Here is a 17,846-nt window from a genome sequence, read left to right on the forward strand (position 1 = left end):
GAAGACCCCTCGGACGGCGGCGCCCGGCTCCCGGCCGGGGCCGCCGTACGGGTTGCGGGCCGGGCCCGCGGCGGCTCAGTCCCGCAGCAGGTCGGGCACGTGGTCCGGGTCCGGGTCGTCGCGTTCGGCCGACAGTACGGTCAGCTGCTGGGTGGCCCGGGTCAGCGCCACGTACAGGACCCGCAGCCCGGCCGGGGACTCGTCCGCGATCTCGGCGGGCGAGACCACCAGGGTGGCGTCGTACTCCAGCCCCTTGGCCTCCAGGGAACCCAGCGCCACCACCCGCTCGCCCAGCGGGGCCAGCCAACTGCGGGCCTGCTCGCGGCGGTTCATGGCCACCACCACGCCGACGGTGCCGTCCACCTCGCCCAGCAGCCGCTCGGCCTCGGCGACCGTGGCCCGCGCCAGCGCGGTGTCACCGGCCGTCCCGCCGCCGTCGGAGGCGAGCGCGAAGCGGGGCTCCAGGCCCGTGGACCGGACGGCCTTCGGCGACCGCATGCCGGGCATCGCCAGCGCCAGCACCTTGGCCGCCAGGTCGGCGATCTCCGCGGGGTTGCGGTAGTTCACGGTGAGGGTGAAGCGACGGCGCGGGCGGGTGCCGAGCGCCTCGTCGCGGGCGGCGGCGGCCTCGTCCGGATCGGACCACGAGGACTGCGCCGGGTCGCCGACCACGGTCCAGGTCGCGTGCCGGCCGCGGCGGCCGACCATCCGCCACTGCATGGGCGTCAGGTCCTGGGCCTCGTCGACGATGACATGGGCGTAGTCGGTGCGCTCCTCCTCCAGCCGCTCGCGCCGGCGGCGGCCGCCACCGCTGCGGTCGGCGAAGGTCGTGAGCTCCTCCAGGCCGGTCAGGTGGTCCAGCGGATCGGCCTCGCGGGGGCGGGGCGGGCGGATCGGGGCGCCGAGGATCAGCTGGAGCTCGTCCAGCAGGGCGATGTCGTGCACCGACAGCGGGCCCTGGCCACGGTCGTCCAGCCGTTGGAGCGAGCGGGCCAGCTGGCGTACCTCGCGCTGGTTGAGGACCCGGCGCGCCCAGCGGCCCAGCAGCCGCTCGTCGGCCATCGCGGCGAGCACCCCGCGCGGGGTCAGCTCCGGCCACCAGGCGTCCAGGAAGTCCTGGAAGTCCTGCTCGGTGGTGATGTCCTCGTCGAAGCCGGCACGGGCCTCGGCGGCGAGTTCGGGGTCGGTGTAGCGGCGGGCGGCGCCGGAGCGGGCCCACAGCGCGTCCAGGATCAGCCGGCGGGCGCGCGGGCGCAGCAGGTTGACCGGTGCGGTGCCGCCGAGCGCGGACTGCCGGATGGCGTGGAGTTCGTCGGCCTCCAGCTCGATCCGGCCGCCGAAGGCGACGACCCGCAGCCGCGCGGGGGCGGCCGCGGCGGGCCGGGCGGGTCTGGAGCGGGTGCGGCGGCCGCGGCGGGTGCCCGGGGCGGGGGCGGGGTCCGGGGGCGGGGCGAAGAGGTCCTCCAGGGACAGCTGGGCATCCCCGTCCGCGGCGGTGTCCTGATCGGTGCCGTCCGGCGGCGCCGCCGGACCCGCCAGCTCCAGCGCCCCGCGGGCCGCCTTGCGCAGCAGCTTCTGCATCCGCGCGGAGCCCTTGATCCGGGCCACGGCCGGCGGGTCGTACCCGCCGGTCTCGGCGCCGTCGACCAGCGAGCCCAGCGCCCGGATGGCGACCTGGCCCTCCTCGCCGAGGGAGGGCAGCACGCCCTCGGTGTACGCGACCAGCAGCGGGGTCGGGGAGACGATCAGGATGCCGCCCGCATAGCGGCGGCGGTCCTGGTAGAGGAGGTAGGCGGCGCGGTGCAGGGCGACCGCGGTCTTGCCGGTGCCGGGGCCGCCCTCGACCTCGGTGACGGAGGCGGCGGGGGCCCGGATCACCATGTCCTGCTCGGCCTGGATGGAGGCCACGATGTCCCGCATGGTGTGGCTGCGGGCCCGGCCCAGCGCGGCCATCAGCGCGCCGTCGCCGATCGCCGGCAGCTCCCGGCCGTCCAGCGTCGCGGTGACCTCCGGGCGCATCAGATCGTCCTCGACGCCGAGGACCTTGCGGCCCTTGGAGCGGACCACCCGCCGGCGGACGACCCGGCCGGGGGCGACCGGGGTGGCCCGATAGAAGGGCGCGGCGGCCGGCGCCCGCCAGTCGATGACCAGCGGGGAGTAGTCCGCGTCGAGGACGCCGAGGCGGCCGATGTGCAGCGTCTCGGCGATCTCGGCGCGGTGGTTCACGATCGCGCCGTCGGCGGGTTCGACGGAGGTGAAGGCGCCGTCCGGGCCCTTCTTGCCGTCCTTGCCGAGGAGCAGGTCGATCCGGCCGAAGAGGAAGTCCTCGTACTCGGAGTTCAGCCGGTGGAGATGGACGCCGGCCTGGAAGACCTGGGCGTCACGTTCGGCGAGGGCGCCGGGCGTGCCGACCTGGCCGCGCCTGGCGGCGTCGTCCATCAGGAACTCGGCCTCGTGGATCTTCTCCTCAAGGCGCCGGTAGACGCGGTCCAGGTGCGTCTGCTCGGCCTCGATCTCACGGTCGCGTACGGAATCCGAAGCGTGATCCGGTGCGTGCGTGGCGTTGTGCGCGGCCACCCAGGCCCCCTTCTGCTGTGCGTAGGGCAGCCGTCAACCGTACGCGAACCGGGCATCATGCGCACCTGGCGAGAAGGACAAATTCGGGCGAGTCCGGTCAGAAGTTGATCTCGGAGGGGCGGGGGCCGGGCCGGGGCGGCCCCGTGGCCGTGCGCGGCGGGCGCCCCGGGCCGGGTCCCGGGCCGGGGCGCCCGGGGGCGGGCCTCAGACGTTCACCTTCGCCAGCCGCTTGCCGTCCAGCGTGTTGATCTCGAAGTGGTCGATGTCGCCGCGGTTGAGGGCCGCGCCGCCCGCCGCGTACAGGGGCTCGCGGTTCCACTTCGCGGCGCTGCCCGGGATGCCGTAGCCGCCCTTGGGGACGGCCCAGGTCGTGACGGTCTGCCGCTTGCCGTCCTTGCCGACGGCGACCAGATCGCAGGCGAGCGGGCCCTTGACGTTGGCCAGCTCCAGGACGACCTGGGTGCCCCAGGGCCGGGTGGCCATGGAGACGCCCGCCGACACCTTGGTGTCCGGGTCGACGGAGCTGACCTTCTCGCCCGCCGCGTACTGGGCCCGCACGGCGTTCGCCAGCGGCGGCGCCGGCGGGTCGGGCGGGGCCGCCGCCCCCTTCAGCGCGAAGGTGGCCAGCGGACCGCCGACGATCAGCACGACGGCCGCCGCGACCAGGAACAGCCGGCGCCGGGCCCGGCCGCGGCGGGTGGCGGTCACCTCGTCGAGCAGCCCGTCGAGCATCGCCGGGCCGGGCACCGCGGTGATCGTCTGCGGGGTGGGCGCGGACTGCTTGAACTCGGCCAGCACCGGCGTGAGACGCATCAGTTGTTCGAGTTCGGCCGCGCACCGGTCGCAGCCGACGAGATGCGCCTCGAACCGGTCCGCGTCGGCGGCGTCCAGGACGCCCAGGGCGTATGCGCCGACGTCGGTGTGCCGGTCCGGTGGCATGGGCGGGGTCACTCCGTTACTCCTCGTTCCTCGAGCGAGAGCTTCAGGGAGCGCAGCGCGTAGAACACCCGGGACCGTACGGTCCCGGCCGGCACCCGCAGCACTTGTGCCGCCTCGCTGACCGTACGCTCCTTGAAGTACGTCTCGACGAGGGCCTCTCGGTGGGCCTTGCTCAGATCGCTCAGCGCCTCGGAGATCGTCATCAGCCGCAGCGCCCGGTCGATCACATCGGCGGCGGGCATCGTCTCCAGCGGCGTCGCGTCGACCTCCTGCGGCCGCGCCTGGCGGCTGCGGTGCCCGTCGATCACGATCCGCCGGGCGACGGTCACCAGCCAGGGCCGGATGGATCCGGTCGCCCGCTGCAACTGATCGGCGTTGCGCCAGGCACGGACCAGCGTCTCCTGCACCACGTCCTCCGCGCGATGCCGGTCGCCCGCCACCAAGCGCAGGACGAAGGCGAGAAGCGGGCCCGCATGATCGTCATAGAGGGCTCGCATGAGCTCCTCATCAGGTGTCGTCCTGTCTGCCACGACGGCATCCTTACGCACTCCAACTCCCGGGTCGATAGCCCGGATCGCCCAAGATCGCCGGGGACCGTGCCATGAATCGGACTTGCGGTGAGGAGTACGGACGGGCCGGGCGGGGTGTTCAGCGCCCGGCGGAATAATTTCCGGCGGCGGGTGCGGGCTTCTGACCGGCGGCGGCGTCCGGGGCGCGGCGCACCGTCGTGCGCCGGCGGTGGCGGGCCACCCGCTCGCGGTTGCCGCACACCTCGCTGGAGCGCCAACGGCGGCGCCGGCCACGGGAGGTGTCCAGGTAGACCAGGGTGCAGCGGGCGCCCTCGCACTGCCGCAGCTGCCGGCGGGCCGCCGCGTCGGTCAGCAGCCCGATCGCGTCCCGGGCCACCGCGGCCAGCAGCCCGGCGCAGTCGGGCGGGCCGGTCAGCCGGCGGGCCAGGGCGCCGTCGGCGGTCCGCACCGCGTAGGCGGCGGGCGGCCGCCCGGCCCCGGCCGCGGAGTTGAGCAGGGCCAGATCGGCGTCGGCCGCCCTCCCCCGCAGTTCGTCGTGCACCACCCGGCTCAGCAGCTCCCCGAGCGCGCGGAAGCGGCCCAGCCAGCCGCCGTCGACGCCGTCCAGCGGGGTGCCGTGCGGCACCAGGCCGGCGCCGACCAGCCAGGCCCGCAACTCCTGGGGGACGGCGAGCCGTTCGGCGGGGGTGCCGGTGGCCGTGGCCGCCAGGTCCAGGCAGATCCGCCCGCAGTCGAACCGCAGGCCGTCATGCGCCGCCATGTGCCTGTCACTCCCTCGGGGACCCCACACGTGTGCCCCCAGAGTGCCCCGCGCACGCGCCCGCCGGAACCCTCCGGAGCCGTCCGCCCGCGCCGGCGCCGCCCGCGCGGGCGCTACCGCCCGCCGTACTTGTCGGTGTCCGCGTGCGGGTCGAGCGAGAGCCGGTAGCCGCGCTTGACCACCGTCTGGATCAGCTGGGGCGCGCCCAGCGCCACCCGCAGCCGGGCCATCGCGGTCTCCACGGCGTGCTCGTCGCGGCCCGCGCCCGGCAGCGCGCGCAGCAGTTCGGCGCGGGAGACCACCCAGCCGGGCCGGCGGGCCAGCGTGCGCAGCAGCGCCATCCCGGCCGGCGGCACCGGGCGCAGCTCCCCGTCCACCACCACGGCGTGCCCGCGGATCTCCAGCCGCCGCCCGGCCACCGGCAACGACCGCACCCGGGACGGCAGTTCCCGGCACAGCAGCTGCACCAGCGGGCCCAGCCGGAAGCGCTCCGGTTGCAGGGTCGGCAGGTCCTCGGCCTGGAGCGGCAGCGCGGTCACCGGCCCCACGCACACCACCAGCACCTCGCGCCGCAGCGCGGCCAGCACCTCCTCGCGCATCCCGCGCTCCCCCGCCCGGCGCAGCAGCGAGGCGGCGGCCGGCGCGCTGGTGAAGGTCACCGCGTCCAGGGAGCGCGCGACCACCGCGTCCAGCAGCCGGTCGACCGGGCCGATGTCCTCCGGCGGCATCCAGCGGTAGACGGGGACGCCGACGACCTCCGCCCCGCCGGCCCGCAGCGCCTCGACGAAGCCCGGCAGCGGCTCCCCGTGGAGCTGAAGGGCCACCCGGCGGCCCGCGACGCCCTCCGCCAGCAGCCGGTCCAGCACCTCGGCCATCGACTCGGAGGCCGGGGACCACTTCTCGGTCAGCCCGGCGGCCCGGATCGCGCCGCGCACCTTGGGCCCGCGGGCCAGCAGCTCCACCCCGGCCAGCCGGTCCAGCAGCGCCTCGCCCAGCCCCCAGCCCTCCGCGGCCTCCACCCAGCCGCGGAAGCCGATGGCGGTGGTGGCCACGACGACGTCCGGGGGATGGCCGATCAGCTCCCGGGTCGCGTCGAGCAGCTCGGTGTCGTCCGGCAGCGGAACGATGCGCAGCGCGGGCGCGTGGAGCACCTGCGCGCCGCGCCGTTCGAGGAGTGTGCCCAGCTCCTCCGCCCGGCGGGCCGCGGTCACGCCGACGGTGAACCCGTCCAGCGGCCGCACCGCCGGTGCCGGCTCCGTCGGCTGCTGTGCGCCGTGCTCCTGCTGCTGCTGCTGCTCGTGCATGGTGGTCCCGCTCCGCCCAGAGTGGTGTGCTGCCGTCTGCTGCTCCGCTGCCGCCGCGGCTCGGGCGGCACGCGGTGCCGGGGGCCCAGCGTGCCAACGGCACGTGACGGCTCCGGTCCTCCAGTATTTCCCCGCGGTTACGAGGGCGCTCCGCGGGGGCGGCCGCGGCGCCCCCGTGCGGGTACCCCCCCCCGCGCTACACCTCCGCGTACGCCGGGCGCCGCTCCCCCTCCGCGGCCGGCAGCCGCGCGCCGCGCCGGGCCCGGGCCGCGGGCCGCAGGTATACGGCCCAGGTCACCGCACCGCACACCGCGTAGCAGGCCAGGAACGAGGCGAACGCGGGCGTGCCCGAGCCGGTCGTCAGGAACGACTGCCGGAAGGCGAGGTTGACGGCGAGTCCGCCGAGCGCGCCCACCGCCCCGATGAGCCCCATCGCCGCGCCCGACAGCCGCCGCCCCTCCGCCGCGGCCGCCTCCCCCGTATGCCCGCGGCGCAGCGCCAGGGCCTGGAAGATCCCCGGGATCATCTTGTACGTGGAGCCGTTGCCGAGCCCCGACAGCACGAACAGCGCGATGAACCCGGCGAGGAACACCGGCAGCGAGGTCATCGCCGACGCCCCGATCACCACCGCCGTGGCCAGGCTCATCGCCGCGAAGGTCCCGAGCGTGATCCGGGCGCCGCCGAAGCGGTCCGCCAGCCGCCCGCCGACCGGGCGGACCAGCGAGCCCAGCAGCGGCCCGAGGAAGGTCAGCGACGCCGCCTGGAGCGGGGTGCGCGCGAACTGGCTCTGCAGCACCAGGCCGAAGGCGAAGCCGTAGCCGATGAACGACCCGAAGGTGCCGAGGTAGAGCAGGGACATCACCCAGGTGTGCGCCTCCCGGGCGGCGTCGCGGGCCGCGCCGGTGTCGTTCGTCACCGGGGCCAGGTTGTCCATGAACAGCGCCGCGAGCAGCGCGGCGAGCACGATCAGCGGCAGGTAGACGGCCGGCACGAGCCGCGGCTGTGCCGCCCCCGCCGTCCCGATCACCAGCAGCCCCAGCAGCTGGATCACCGGCACCCCGATGTTGCCGCCGCCGGCGTTGAGCCCCAGCGCGTAGCCCTTCTTCCGCAGCGGGAAGAAGGAGTTGATGTTGGTCATCGAGGAGGCGAAGTTCCCGCCCCCGACCCCCGCCAGGGCCGCGATCAGCAGGAACGTGCCGTAGGAGGTGCCCGGTTCGAGCACGGCCGCCGCCGCCCCGGTCGGCACGAGCAGCAACAGCGCGCTGATCACCGTCCAGTTGCGCCCGCCGCACCACGCCACCGCGAAGGTGTACGGCACCCGCAGCACCGCGCCCACCAGCGTCCCCACCGCCACCAGGAAGAACTTCCCGGCCGGGTCGATCCCGTACTCCGGCCCCATGAACAGCACCATCACCGACCACAGGCTCCAGACGGAGAACCCGATGTGCTCGCAGAGCACGGACAGCGCCAGATTCCGCCGGGCGATCCGCTCCCCCGTCGCCGCCCAGAAGGTCTCGTCCTCGGGGTCCCAGTGCTCGATCCACCGCCCGCCGCGCCGCCGCGTCCGGCCACCGCCGGGGCTGTCGTCACTACGGGTCCGTGCTGCCGCGGCCGTCATCGCGCCTCCCAGGTGTCGGGTCCTGCGCGCCGACGCTAGAGACGGCGGGTTTCCGTGCCGTGCCGCCCGGTGACACGGACGAAACCGTGCACTCACGGGGCGGGGCACGGGGTGGTGAGGCGGAACCCCTGCCGACGGCGGGGGCGCCCGCGCTGCCGCCGCCGGGCTATTCGGCGGTCTCCTGGGGCGGGCCCATCCATATCGAGTCCGCGCAGACGTCCATCGACCGGCGCCGGCCCGCCTCGTCGCGGACCTCGACCGCGCGCCTGCCCGGGTAGTCGCGCGGCGCGGACACCACGGCGACGTCGTTGCTGATCCGGAAGTCGTCCGCGGCCGCGCGCGGCCGGCAGTCCCGGTAGCGCAGGCTGGTCACCACCGTGCCGCCGCGCCGCAGGTCTATCGGCATGATCCGGCCGTGCCCCCGGGCGGCGGACTCCGGGCCCTTGCCGAGGTGGACCTCGAAGGCCGGGAAGCCGCGGAACACACAGGGCTGGTCCCCCGTGTTGACGACGGACAGCCGGGCGTCGCGGTGCGGGGAGTGCGGCTTCTTCTTCAGGACGGTCAGCTTCCACCGCAGGCCCTTGGTGGTGCAGTTGGCATGCAGGGCCGCCATCCGCGGCGATCCGGCGCAGCCCGTCAGGGCCAGGCCGACCGCGGCACTCAAGGTCACTGCGGCCGCCACCGCCACACGAAGTGCACGCCGTCGCACGGATCCCCCCTGTTCGTCGCCCACACGCTTCCCTGCCGTTAAGGAAAGCTTTTCGGGCACCCGGGGTTGCCTGCGCGTCCGTAATTTTTGTGCCGGCGACCGATCCTGATCACCCGTCAGCCGGAAACGCCCATCACCCGCGCGTCCGCCTCCGGGAGCCACCACGTGTCCCCGGGCGGCGTGAGCCAGCCGTGCCGGGCGCCGTGCTCACGGGCGGCCGCGCGCAGGGCGTCCAGCCCCGGATGCCGCAGCCCCCGCCGCCACACCATCGAGACGGGTGACAGCGGGACCGGCTCCACCAGCGGCCGCAGCACCATCCCCGGCACCTCGATGAACTCCTCACTCGCCAGCACCGACCACCCCCGCTTGCGCACCAGCCGCACGAACTCCTGCGAGCCCTCGATCTCCGGGAACGGCGCGGCCATCGCGATGCCGCGGCCCTCGAAGAGCCGTGCGGCCAGCTCCGTCCACTCGGCGGTGCGCGGATTGCCGGCTCCGGCGTAGAGCGTCTCGCCGGCCAGGTGGGCGAGCGGGACCGCGGACCGTGCGGCCAGCGGATGGTCCGCGGACAGCAGCACCGCCATCCGCTCCAGCCGGACCGGCTGATGGCTCAGCCCGGCCCGGACGCCGGCCGGCAGCGCCGCGAGCCGGCCGAAGGAGACGTCGAGCCGCCCGTCCGCCACCTCGGGCGCCGCCCCCGCCAGTCCGCTGTGGAAGCGGGCGACCAGCTCCACGCTGTCCGCCACCCGCTCCCTGGCCGCCGCCAGCACCCGGTCCGCGGTGCCGACAGGGGCCCGCACATCCACCAGCAGCGGCCGCTCCGGAGCGGGCCGGAACGCCGCCGCCAGCTCGTCCTGGGCACTCAGCACCCGCCTCGCGTACGGCAACAGCCGCTGCCCGTCCGGCGTCAGGGTGACCTGCCGGGTGGTCCGCACGAACAGCGTGGCGCCCAACTCCCGCTCCAGCCGCCGGATATCGCGGCTGAGCGCCTGCTGGGCGACGTGCAGCCCGGCGGCGGCGCGGGTGAAGTGGAGCGCGTCGGCGACGGCGGTGAACGCGCGGAGCAGACGCGGGTCGGTGTCGTACGGCATCGGGCCATCCTGGCAGCGCCGCCGGGCCGCCGCCGCCCGTCACTCATTGACAACGCAGGCGCGTCAATGGCCGCTGATCAGGTGTTGGACGCGCCACGGGCCCGGCCGCGACCGTAGAGACATGATCCTCTTCCTCGCCGCCCGGCCGGTCGTCCCCCGCCCGCCCGGCTCCAGCCCGGCCCGTGCACAGGCGGCCCCGCCGCCCGCCCGCCCGGCCCCGCGGCGCGGCGGACCGCGCCGGTCGGCGCCCTACCGCCGGCTCTTCGCCCTCCCCGGGACCCGCGCCTTCACCGCCGCGGGCCTGCTGGCCCGGCTGCCCATGGGGATGCTCGGCGTCAGCGCGGTGCTGATGATCGCGGGCACCCGCGGCTCGTACGCGCTGGCCGGGGCGGTCACCGCGACCGGGCTGGCGGCGACGGCGCTGGCCGGCCCGTGGACCGCGCGGCTGATCGACCGCCACGGCCAGGCGCGGGCCGCGGTCCCGGCCACCGCGCTCGCCGTCCTCGGCTCGCTCTCACTGCTGCTCTGCGTCCACCTCCGCGCCCCCGACTGGACCCTCTTCGCCTCGTACGCGGCGACCGCCACCACCCCCCACACCGGCGGGATGTCGCGGGCCCGCTGGGCACACCTCCTGCGGGACGACCCGGCCGCCCGGCACACCGCCAACTCCCTCGAACAGGCCGTGGACGAGCTGTGCTTCCTGCTCGGGCCGGTGCTCGCCACGCTGCTGTGCACCGGCCTCGCCCCGGAGGCGGGCACGGCGGTGGCCGCGGTCCTGCTGCTGACCGGGGTGCTGCTCTTCGCGGCCCAGCGCGGCACCGAACCCCCGGTGGCCCCGCCGTCCGCGGCCCGCGCCCGCTCGCCGCTGCGGCTGCCCGGCATCCCGCCGCTGCTGCTCACCTTCGTCTGCACCGGCGCGGTCTTCGGCTCGATGGAGGTGGTCACCCTGGCCTACGCCGACGCCCACGGCATCCGCGCCGCCGGCGGCGCCCTGCTGGCCCTCCAGGCCGCCGGGTCCGCCGCCGCCGGGCTGGCCTACGGCCTGCTGCGCCCCGCCGCGGGCCCGGGCACCCGCCGCTTTTGCCGCTGCGTCGCCGCGATGGCCGCCCTGATGTGGCTGCCCCTGCTCGCCGCCACGGCGGGCGGACCGGCGGCGCTGGCCGTCGCCCTGACGGCGGCGGGAATGGCCACCGCCCCGACGATGATCACCGGCATGGGCACGGTCCAGTCCCGCACCCCGGCCGGGCGGCTGAACGAGGGGATGACCCTCGCGGTGACGGCCCTGCTGGCCGGTATCGCGGCCGGTTCGGCGACCGGCGGCTGGGCCGTGGAGCACCTGACCGGGCCCGGCCACGGCTACGCGGTCCCGGCCGCGGCCGCCGCCCTGGCACTGTGCACCTCGCTGCGGCGCCCGGCGTGAAGCGGCCGCACACAAAGCAGCGGCCCGTGAGAATCTCACGGGCCGCTGCTTTACATGGGATGAGTGGAGATGGCGGGAATCGAACCCGCGTCCAACGGTGCGGAATCAGGGCTTCTCCGAGTGCAGTTCGCTGCGATTTTCTCGGCCCCGGAGATCACGCGAACAAGTCTCCGACGGGCCCAGTCACTGTTTGATTTCCTTCTACACCCCGTGACCGGGTCCAGAAGTTTAGTTCCCTAGCTGATGCCAGGATCCGGGTCGGGAACATCCCCGGGCTGACACTTCGCAAGTCGCTACTTAGGCAGCGAGGGCGAAGGAATCGCGCTTGGTGTTGGCGATTATTGGTTGCGACATATGGTTAACGAGATCATTGCCGCTTCCTCGACTCGCTTCCCCTGCTTCGACATCCGCTGTCGAAACCGATCATCCCCATGTTGATTTATCAAGGTGGTGCCACACCCCTTGTGGGGTGCGGAGCCATCGTACGTGAACAACGCGTGCCGTTGCCAGCGTATTCCCCGGCAGCGCCCCCGGCCCGTGCCGTACGGGGTCCGTGCCGTACGGGCTCGTCAGGCCCGCTGCCGCCGCCGGGCCGCCGAGACCGCCCGGTCGGTCTCCCGCCGGTCCTGCTGCTCGCGCAGCGTCTGCCGCTTGTCGTACTCCTTCTTGCCCTTGGCCAGCGCGATCTCGACCTTCGCCCGGCCGTCCTTGAAGTAGAGGGCCAGCGGCACGATCGTGTGCCCCGACTCCTGGCTCTTGGACTCCAGCTTGTCGATCTCGGCGCGGTGCATCAGCAGCTTCCGCTTGCGCCGGGCCGCGTGGTTCGTCCAGGTCCCCTGCGCGTATTCCGGGATGTGCACGTTGTGCAGCCAGGCCTCGTTGCCGTCGATCTGGACGAATCCGTCCACCAGCGACGCCCGGCCCTGCCGCAGCGACTTCACCTCGGTGCCGCTCAGCACCAGGCCACACTCGTAGGTGTCCAGAATGTGGTAGTCGTGCCGCGCCTTCTTGTGCTGCGCCACGAGCTTGCGCCCGGGAGTCTTGTCCTTGCCCTTGTCCTTAGCCATAGTGCGGCCATTTTCGCACTACGCACCGCCCCCGAGGCCACCCAATACTGTGCGGGCCCGCTTCTCCGCCCCGCGCCCGACGACCAGGTCGGGGGTGATCCCCGCCCCGTCGACGCTCCGGCCGGCCGGAGTGCGGTAGTGGCCGACGGTCAGTTCGGCCACCGAGCCGTCCGGCAGCGTGCTGGGCATCTGCACCGAGCCCTTGCCGAAGGTCGGGGAGCCGATCACGACCGCGCGGCCGCGGTCCTGGAGCGCGCCGGCCAGCAGCTCGGCGGCGCTCATCGTGCCGCCGTCGACGAGGACGACCAGCGGCACCCGGGTGTCGCCGCCGCGCTCGGCGTACAGCGCCCGCTGGCTGCCGCGCACGTCGTAGGTCGCGACCAGCCCGCCGTTCAAAAAGGCGGAGGCGGTGGTGACTGCCTCCGTGACCAGGCCGCCGGTGTTGCCGCGCAGATCGAGCAGCAGACCGCGGTCCGGGGAGGCCCGGCGGACCGCCCGGCGGACCGCCGCACCGGTGCCCTTGGCGAAGGCGGCGACCTTGACGCGGGTCGGGCCACGGGCGCCGTCGGGGTGGTCGACGACGACGTTGCGGCAGCGCAGGCGCGTGCGGTGCACGGTCGCGGTCCAGTGGCGGGCGCCGCGCTGCAGCGCCAGTGCGACGGGGGTGCCGGCCGCGGCGGCCGAGGCACGGGAGCCGTCGGGGGCCGCCCCGCGCAGCCGGCTGACGACCTCGGTGACCGGGGTGCGTTCGGTGGCGTGGCCGTCGACGGCGCGCAGCCGGTCGCCGGGGGCGATCCCGGCCCGGGCGGCGGGAGACCCGGGCTGGACCCGGGAGACCTCGATCCGCCCGCCGTCCGTCTGCCGCACCCACAGTCCGACGCCGACATAGGCGCCGCCCAACTGCTCCTGGAAGTCCTCGAACTGGCCCGGGGTGTAGATCGCCGCCCAGCGGTCGCCGCTGCGGCTGACGACGTCGGCGGCAGCCTCGGCACCGGACTTGCCGTCCTCGGCGGCCTCGGCGGCGGCGCGTTCGACGGCCTCGCGGTCCGCGAAGGCGGAGGCCGGGGCGTGCGCCTTCGCGGCCTTGCCGTGGGGAGCGGGCCGGCCCGCGGCACCGGCCGCCTCATCGCTCCAGGTGCCGGTCACGGCGCCGGTGGCGAGCACGCCGACGAGGAACAACGTCAGGGCCGCCCCGCGGCGGATGCGGCGGGGCCGGTCGTACGCACACGGGCCCGACATGGCGGTGAGTCTAAGGGACAAAAAGGCGCCGTACGGTGAGTTGACCGTACGGCGCCCCTTGGTGAAGCTCACACCTTGAGGTACTTGCGCAACGCGAAGAACGCGGCGAGCGCGGGCATCAGCAGCCCGATCAGCAGGACCAGCGGGAGGACCGCGGCCACCGAGTCCCAGCCGATGAAGTTGATCACCTGGATCTTCTTCGCCAGCCAGTTGTTGATCAGTACGTACTTGCCGCCGACGATCAGCACGCAGGCGAAGGCCGCGCCCAGCAGCCCCGCGATGGCGGCCTCCAGGATGAACGGCATCTGGATGTAGAAGCTGGACGCTCCCACCAGGCGCATGATCCCGGTCTCCCGCCGGCGGCTGAACGCCGACACCCGCACGGTGTTGACGATCAGCATCAGCGCAACGACCAGCATCAGCGCCATCACGACCAGCGCGGCGATGTTCATGCCGTTCAGGAGGTTGAAGAGCGGCTCGACGGTGTCCCGTTGGTCCTGGACCTCCTGGACGCCGGGCCGCTCGGAGAACGCCGACTTGATGACCGCGAACTTCGTCGGGTCCTTGAGCTTGACCCGGAAGGACTCGGGCAGCTGGTCGGGCGTCACCAGCCCGGCGACGGGGGTGTCACCGAACTGCTCCTTGTAGTGCTTGTAGGCCTGGTCGCTGGACTCGTACTCCACCTTCTGCACGATCGGCAGCCGGGCGAGCTCGGCCTTGATGTCGTCCTTCTGCTGCTGGGTGGCCGCGCCCTTGGCGCAGTTGGCACCGGAGTCGGCGTCGTTCTTGTTGCAGAAGAAGATGGAGACGTTGACCTTGTCGTACCAGTAGCCCTTCATCGTGCTGACCTGGTCGCGCATCAGCAGCGAGGCGCCGAACAGGCCGAGCGAGAGGGCTACGGAGACGATGACGGCGAAGGTCATCGTGAGGTTTCGGCGGAGACCGACGCCGATCTCCGACAAGACGAACTGGGCGCGCATGGCGTCCTTTCAGTGCTGGTAGCCGTACACGCCGCGCGACTGGTCGCGTACGAGCCGGCCCTTCTCGAGTTCCATGACCCGCTTGCGCATCTGGTCGACGATCTGCTGGTCGTGGGTGGCCATGACCACCGTCGTACCGGTCCGGTTGATCCGGTCCAGCAGCTTCATGATGCCGACCGAGGTCTGCGGGTCGAGGTTGCCGGTGGGCTCGTCCGCGATGAGGAGCATCGGACGGTTGACGAAGGCCCGTGCGATGGCGACGCGCTGCTGCTCACCACCGGAGAGCTCGCCCGGCATCCGGTCCTCTTTGCCGCCGAGGCCGACCAGTTCGAGGACCTCGGGCACCGTCTTGCGGATCTGGCCGCGCGGCTTGCCGATGACCTCGAGGGCGAAGGCGACGTTCTCCCCGACCGTCTTGTTGGGGAGCAGCCGGAAGTCCTGGAAGACCGTCCCCACCTGGCGCCGCATCTGCGGAACCTTCCAGTTGGAGAGCTTGCCGAGGTCCTTGCCGAGCACGTGGACGTGACCATGGCTGGTCCGCTCCTCGCGCAGCAGCAGCCGCAGAAAGGTGGACTTTCCGGACCCCGAGGAGCCCACCAGGAAGACGAATTCGCCGCGCTCGATCTCGAGCGAGACGTCCCTGAGTGCAGGGCGGTTCTGCTTCGGGTAGGTCTTGGAGACGTTGTCGAATCGGATCACTGATGCACCACGGTCGACCTGGATAGCGGCACGGGTTGCCGAGTTGCGGCTCCCGTCGGTGTGCGTGACCATACGCGAACCTCGCGCGGCGGCGCAGTCGCCGTAGGCGGTTGGTGCATTTCCTCACGGCACCTACGGGACAAAAGGCGCACAAAACCGCGGGGCGCGCCGTTCCGTCGACGAGCTGGCACAGTGGAAGAGGGAACCAATGCGCCCCCCGGCGCGTTGGGTGCGGTGGAGAAGGAGGTCGCATGACGTACGACCGACTGGTGTGCGCCAACTGCGCGGCCCCTGTCAGCGAGGGCCGCTGCCCCGTGTGCCGGGCGAACAGGGAACGGTTGCAGCAGACGGGCGGTATCTTCGCCCAGCTCAGCCCGGCGGTGCTGGTGACATTGATGATCTTGATGGTGGCGCTGGGCGTGCTGCTGCACCAGGTCGCCTGAGACCCGCGCGCGGCCGCCGGACCGGCGGCCGGCCCGAGGGCCGCCCGGGAGGCGGCCCGCTCACGAACGCCGAGGGGCCCGGGACGCTGCTGCGTCCCGGGCCCCTCCAGCTGTCCCGCGCCGGCATCAGGCCGCCGCGGCACCGCCGCCGTTCTTGTTGATCAGACGGGGCAGCAGGCGGAAGCCCACACCGCCCGCGATCATCGTCGCCGCACCGATGAGCAGGACGGTCGTACCGGAGGAACCGGTCTCGGCCAGCTCGCCCTTGGCCTGCTGCTTGGCCTGGCCGGGCGTGTCGGCGATCTGCTCCTTGCCCTGGCCGGGCTGCTCGATCGGCTTGGAGCCCTCGTTGTCGGTGCCGGTGCCGGTGGAGTCGCCGCCACCGCCGTTGCCGCCGCCGCTGTGACCACCGGTGCTGTCGCCGCCGGTGCTCTGGCCGCCGGTGGACTGACCGCCCGTGCTGTGACCGCCCGTGGTGGAACCGCCGGTGGTGTCACCGCCCGTGGTGGTGTCGCCGCCGGTCGTGGTGTCGCCGCCGGTGGTCGTGTCGCCGCCGGTCGTGTCACCGCCGGTGGTGGTGTCGCCGCCCGTGGTGTCGCCGCCGGTCGTGTCACCACCGGTCGTGGCGTCACCGCCCGTGGTCGTGTCACCACCGGTGGTGTCGCCGCCGGTGGTGGTGTCGCCGCCGATCTCGCCGCCGGTGGTCGTGTCACCGCCGATCTCGCCGCCGGTGGTGTCGCCACCCGTGGTGGCGTCACCCGTGGTGGAGCCCGTGCTGTCGCCGCCGGAGCTGCCCCCGCCGATGACGCCACCGATGATGCCGCCGATAAAGCCGCCGTCCTGGCCCGGGGTCTCACCCGGGCTGGCCGCGGAAGCCGCGCCGGCCGCGGTGAGCGACGCACCGGCCGCGATCACCGCACCGGCCGCAATGCGCGCAACGCGCAGCCGCGTCTTCTTCGTCATGTACTGCTACCCCCAGTAGCTGAACTCGTCATTGGAGCACCGCTGCACGGGGCGACGAGCCGAGGGGGTACGCGAGTCACGGCCGGCGCAACCGCCGGCCCCTCATCTCCCCGTTGCACCACGCGCCCCATGACATACGCATGCCGCGCTCACCCTTCCCAGTTCGGCCGGCATCGTCAAGGCCGAATAAAGGCCCCGCGTCCGAATTGGCAGGAGTTGGGCGGTACATGGACATACGACTGTGACCAATCCGCCACAGGAAAAACAACTGCCTCCCCGAGGGAGGCAGTTGTCACAGGCTCAGATCCGGGCCCGGCCCGTTACTTCTCCTGCTGCTTGCGCCAGCGGATCCCGGCCTCCAGGAAGCCGTCGATGTCGCCGTCCAGCACCGCGGTGGGGTTGCCGACCTCGAACTCGGTCCGCAGGTCCTTGACCATCTGGTACGGGTGCAGGACGTAGGAACGCATCTGGTTGCCCCAGGAGTTGCCGCCGTCGCCCTTGAGCGCGTCCATCTTCGCCTGCTCCTCCTGGCGGCGGCGCTCAAGGAGCTTGGCCTGGAGGACGTTCATCGCGGTCGCCTTGTTCTGGATCTGCGAGCGCTCGTTCTGGCAGGAGACCACGATGCCGGTGGGGATGTGCGTCAGCCGGACCGCGGAGTCGGTGGTGTTGACGCCCTGGCCGCCGGGGCCGGAGGAGCGGTAGACGTCCACCCGCAGCTCGGACTCGTCGATCTCGATGTGGTCGGTCTGCTCCACCACGGGCAGCACCTCGACACCGGCGAACGACGTCTGGCGACGGCCCTGGTTGTCGAACGGCGAGATCCGCACCAGGCGGTGGGTGCCCTGCTCGACGGAGAGCGTGCCGTAGGCGTACGGGACCTTGATGGCGAAGGTGGTCGACTTGATGCCGGCCTCCTCCGCGTACGAGGTCTCGTACAGCTCGGTCTTGTAGCCGTGGCGCTCGGCCCAGCGCAGGTACATGCGCTGAAGCTTCTCGGCGAAGTCGGCGGCGTCCACACCACCGGCCTCGGCACGGATGTTGACGACCGCCTCACGGGAGTCGTACTCGCCGGACAGGAGGGTGCGGACCTCCAGCTCCTCGACGGCCTTGCGGACGTCGGCCAGCTCGGTCTCGGCCTCGGCGCGGGCGTCCTCGTCCCCTTCGGCCTCGGCGAGCTCGAAGAGCACCTCGAGGTCGTCGACGCGGCCGCGCAGCTCCTCGGCCCGGCGCAGCTGGCCCTGGAGGTAGGACAGCCGGCTGGTGACCTTCTGGGCACTGTCGGGGTCGTCCCACAGGGAGGGTGCCGCGGCCTGCTCCTCGAGCACGGCGACATCGGCCCTCATCTTGTCGAGGTCCAGGACGGCCTCGATCGACCCCATGGTCGAGGAGAGGGACTTCAGCTCTTCGGATACATCGACGACTGCCACGCACCCAGCCTAACGGCTGCCACCGTCTGCGTGACCCGGCCCCGGCAGGACGTACCCGCCGGGAGCCTCCCGTGCCGTCC

16 protein-coding genes and 1 other RNA gene are annotated in these 17,846 nt (G+C 73.4%); 2 read left to right on the forward strand and 15 right to left on the reverse strand.

What is annotated here, in order from left to right:
* Positions 1 to 75: 75 nt before the first annotated feature.
* The 8 genes from ACQP17_RS13640 to ACQP17_RS13675 form a co-directional block, all read right to left on the reverse strand.
* Positions 76 to 2,577 carry a HelD family protein gene (locus tag ACQP17_RS13640; RefSeq protein ID WP_433856520.1) on the reverse strand — a complete coding sequence of 834 codons (2,502 nt, stop codon included), beginning with the start codon at positions 2,575 to 2,577 and terminating at the stop codon, positions 76 to 78.
* 204 nt (positions 2,578 to 2,781) lie between these two features.
* A complete protein-coding gene (locus ACQP17_RS13645) occupies positions 2,782 to 3,528 on the reverse strand; it encodes an anti-sigma factor family protein (RefSeq protein WP_433856521.1) in 747 nt (248 codons plus the stop codon).
* On the reverse strand, positions 3,525 to 4,064 hold the full coding sequence (locus ACQP17_RS13650; RefSeq protein ID WP_129278968.1) for a sigma-70 family RNA polymerase sigma factor: 540 nt from the start codon (positions 4,062 to 4,064) through the stop codon (positions 3,525 to 3,527). The genes ACQP17_RS13645 and ACQP17_RS13650 overlap by 4 nt, the downstream gene beginning before the upstream one ends.
* Before the next feature lie 100 nt (positions 4,065 to 4,164).
* The gene (locus ACQP17_RS13655) at positions 4,165 to 4,806 is read right to left on the reverse strand and encodes an ABATE domain-containing protein (protein ID WP_433856522.1); all 642 of its coding nucleotides are present in this window, start codon (positions 4,804 to 4,806) and stop codon (positions 4,165 to 4,167) included.
* 113 nt (positions 4,807 to 4,919) lie between these two features.
* A complete protein-coding gene (locus tag ACQP17_RS13660) occupies positions 4,920 to 6,110 on the reverse strand; it encodes a uroporphyrinogen-III synthase (protein ID WP_433856523.1) in 1,191 nt (396 codons plus the stop codon).
* Between the two features lie 196 nt (positions 6,111 to 6,306).
* The gene (locus ACQP17_RS13665; RefSeq protein ID WP_433856524.1) at positions 6,307 to 7,728 is read right to left on the reverse strand and encodes a nitrate/nitrite transporter; all 1,422 of its coding nucleotides are present in this window, start codon (positions 7,726 to 7,728) and stop codon (positions 6,307 to 6,309) included.
* 166 nt (positions 7,729 to 7,894) lie between these two features.
* Positions 7,895 to 8,398 carry a DUF4232 domain-containing protein gene (locus ACQP17_RS13670; RefSeq protein ID WP_433856525.1) on the reverse strand — a complete coding sequence of 168 codons (504 nt, stop codon included), beginning with the start codon at positions 8,396 to 8,398 and terminating at the stop codon, positions 7,895 to 7,897.
* 155 nt (positions 8,399 to 8,553) lie between these two features.
* Positions 8,554 to 9,528 (reverse strand): LysR family transcriptional regulator, encoded by a 975-nt coding sequence (locus ACQP17_RS13675; protein WP_433856526.1) that lies wholly within the window; start codon positions 9,526 to 9,528, stop codon positions 8,554 to 8,556.
* 121 nt (positions 9,529 to 9,649) lie between these two features.
* Between ACQP17_RS13675 and ACQP17_RS13680 the strand changes: the two genes are divergently transcribed.
* Positions 9,650 to 10,948, forward strand: coding sequence for an MFS transporter (locus ACQP17_RS13680; RefSeq protein ID WP_433856527.1), 1,299 nt, complete (start codon positions 9,650 to 9,652; stop codon positions 10,946 to 10,948).
* A 61-nt stretch (positions 10,949 to 11,009) separates the two neighbouring features.
* On the opposite strand, the gene ssrA is transcribed toward ACQP17_RS13680, so the two are convergent.
* The 5 genes from ssrA to ftsE form a co-directional block, all read right to left on the reverse strand.
* Positions 11,010 to 11,379, reverse strand: a transfer-messenger RNA (tmRNA) gene (ssrA, locus tag ACQP17_RS13685).
* Positions 11,380 to 11,517: 138 nt separating this feature from the next.
* Positions 11,518 to 12,015 carry an SsrA-binding protein SmpB gene (gene smpB / locus ACQP17_RS13690; protein ID WP_189102250.1) on the reverse strand — a complete coding sequence of 166 codons (498 nt, stop codon included), beginning with the start codon at positions 12,013 to 12,015 and terminating at the stop codon, positions 11,518 to 11,520.
* A gap of 18 nt (positions 12,016 to 12,033) precedes the next feature.
* Complete coding sequence (locus ACQP17_RS13695; protein WP_433856528.1) at positions 12,034 to 13,254, reverse strand: S41 family peptidase; 1,221 nt, start codon at positions 13,252 to 13,254, stop codon at positions 12,034 to 12,036.
* A 68-nt stretch (positions 13,255 to 13,322) separates the two neighbouring features.
* Positions 13,323 to 14,234 (reverse strand): permease-like cell division protein FtsX, encoded by a 912-nt coding sequence (gene ftsX, locus ACQP17_RS13700; RefSeq protein WP_364880813.1) that lies wholly within the window; start codon positions 14,232 to 14,234, stop codon positions 13,323 to 13,325.
* A gap of 9 nt (positions 14,235 to 14,243) precedes the next feature.
* Positions 14,244 to 14,933, reverse strand: a complete 690-nt coding sequence (ftsE, locus tag ACQP17_RS13705; protein ID WP_168479372.1) for a cell division ATP-binding protein FtsE — start codon at positions 14,931 to 14,933, stop codon at positions 14,244 to 14,246.
* A gap of 251 nt (positions 14,934 to 15,184) precedes the next feature.
* On the opposite strand from ftsE, the gene ACQP17_RS13710 reads away from it, so the two are divergent.
* The gene (locus tag ACQP17_RS13710) at positions 15,185 to 15,376 is read left to right on the forward strand and encodes a hypothetical protein (protein WP_433856529.1); all 192 of its coding nucleotides are present in this window, start codon (positions 15,185 to 15,187) and stop codon (positions 15,374 to 15,376) included.
* A 126-nt stretch (positions 15,377 to 15,502) separates the two neighbouring features.
* Here ACQP17_RS13710 and ACQP17_RS13715 read toward each other — a convergent pair whose 3' ends face one another.
* Together ACQP17_RS13715 and prfB are read right to left on the reverse strand one after the other, a co-directional pair.
* Entirely contained in the window at positions 15,503 to 16,339 is an 837-nt protein-coding gene (locus tag ACQP17_RS13715; RefSeq protein WP_433856530.1) for a hypothetical protein, read from the reverse strand.
* A gap of 320 nt (positions 16,340 to 16,659) precedes the next feature.
* The gene (prfB, locus tag ACQP17_RS13720) at positions 16,660 to 17,766 is read right to left on the reverse strand and encodes a peptide chain release factor 2 (protein WP_433856531.1); all 1,107 of its coding nucleotides are present in this window, start codon (positions 17,764 to 17,766) and stop codon (positions 16,660 to 16,662) included.
* Positions 17,767 to 17,846 lie beyond the last annotated feature (80 nt).

Source organism: Streptomyces kronopolitis (assembly GCF_050953795.1).
In the GTDB taxonomy this organism is placed as follows: domain Bacteria; phylum Actinomycetota; class Actinomycetes; order Streptomycetales; family Streptomycetaceae; genus Streptomyces; species Streptomyces kronopolitis_A.

What these genes read in the sequence shown, in the direction of transcription:
- ACQP17_RS13660 (WP_433856523.1), bottom strand. Translation starts at nt 6,110, where the DNA reads ATGCACGAGCAGCAGCAGCAGCAGGAGCACGGCGCACAGCAGCCGACG.
- ACQP17_RS13675 (WP_433856526.1), bottom strand. Translation starts at nt 9,528, where the DNA reads ATGCCGTACGACACCGACCCGCGTCTGCTCCGCGCGTTCACCGCCGTC.
- ftsX (WP_364880813.1), bottom strand. Translation starts at nt 14,234, where the DNA reads ATGCGCGCCCAGTTCGTCTTGTCGGAGATCGGCGTCGGTCTCCGCCGA.
- ACQP17_RS13715 (WP_433856530.1), bottom strand. Translation starts at nt 16,339, where the DNA reads ATGACGAAGAAGACGCGGCTGCGCGTTGCGCGCATTGCGGCCGGTGCG.
- ACQP17_RS13680 (WP_433856527.1), top strand. Translation starts at nt 9,650, where the DNA reads ATGATCCTCTTCCTCGCCGCCCGGCCGGTCGTCCCCCGCCCGCCCGGC.
- ACQP17_RS13655 (WP_433856522.1), bottom strand. Translation starts at nt 4,806, where the DNA reads ATGGCGGCGCATGACGGCCTGCGGTTCGACTGCGGGCGGATCTGCCTG.
- smpB (WP_189102250.1), bottom strand. Translation starts at nt 12,015, where the DNA reads ATGGCTAAGGACAAGGGCAAGGACAAGACTCCCGGGCGCAAGCTCGTG.
- ACQP17_RS13710 (WP_433856529.1), top strand. Translation starts at nt 15,185, where the DNA reads ATGACGTACGACCGACTGGTGTGCGCCAACTGCGCGGCCCCTGTCAGC.
- ACQP17_RS13695 (WP_433856528.1), bottom strand. Translation starts at nt 13,254, where the DNA reads ATGTCGGGCCCGTGTGCGTACGACCGGCCCCGCCGCATCCGCCGCGGG.
- ACQP17_RS13665 (WP_433856524.1), bottom strand. Translation starts at nt 7,728, where the DNA reads ATGACGGCCGCGGCAGCACGGACCCGTAGTGACGACAGCCCCGGCGGT.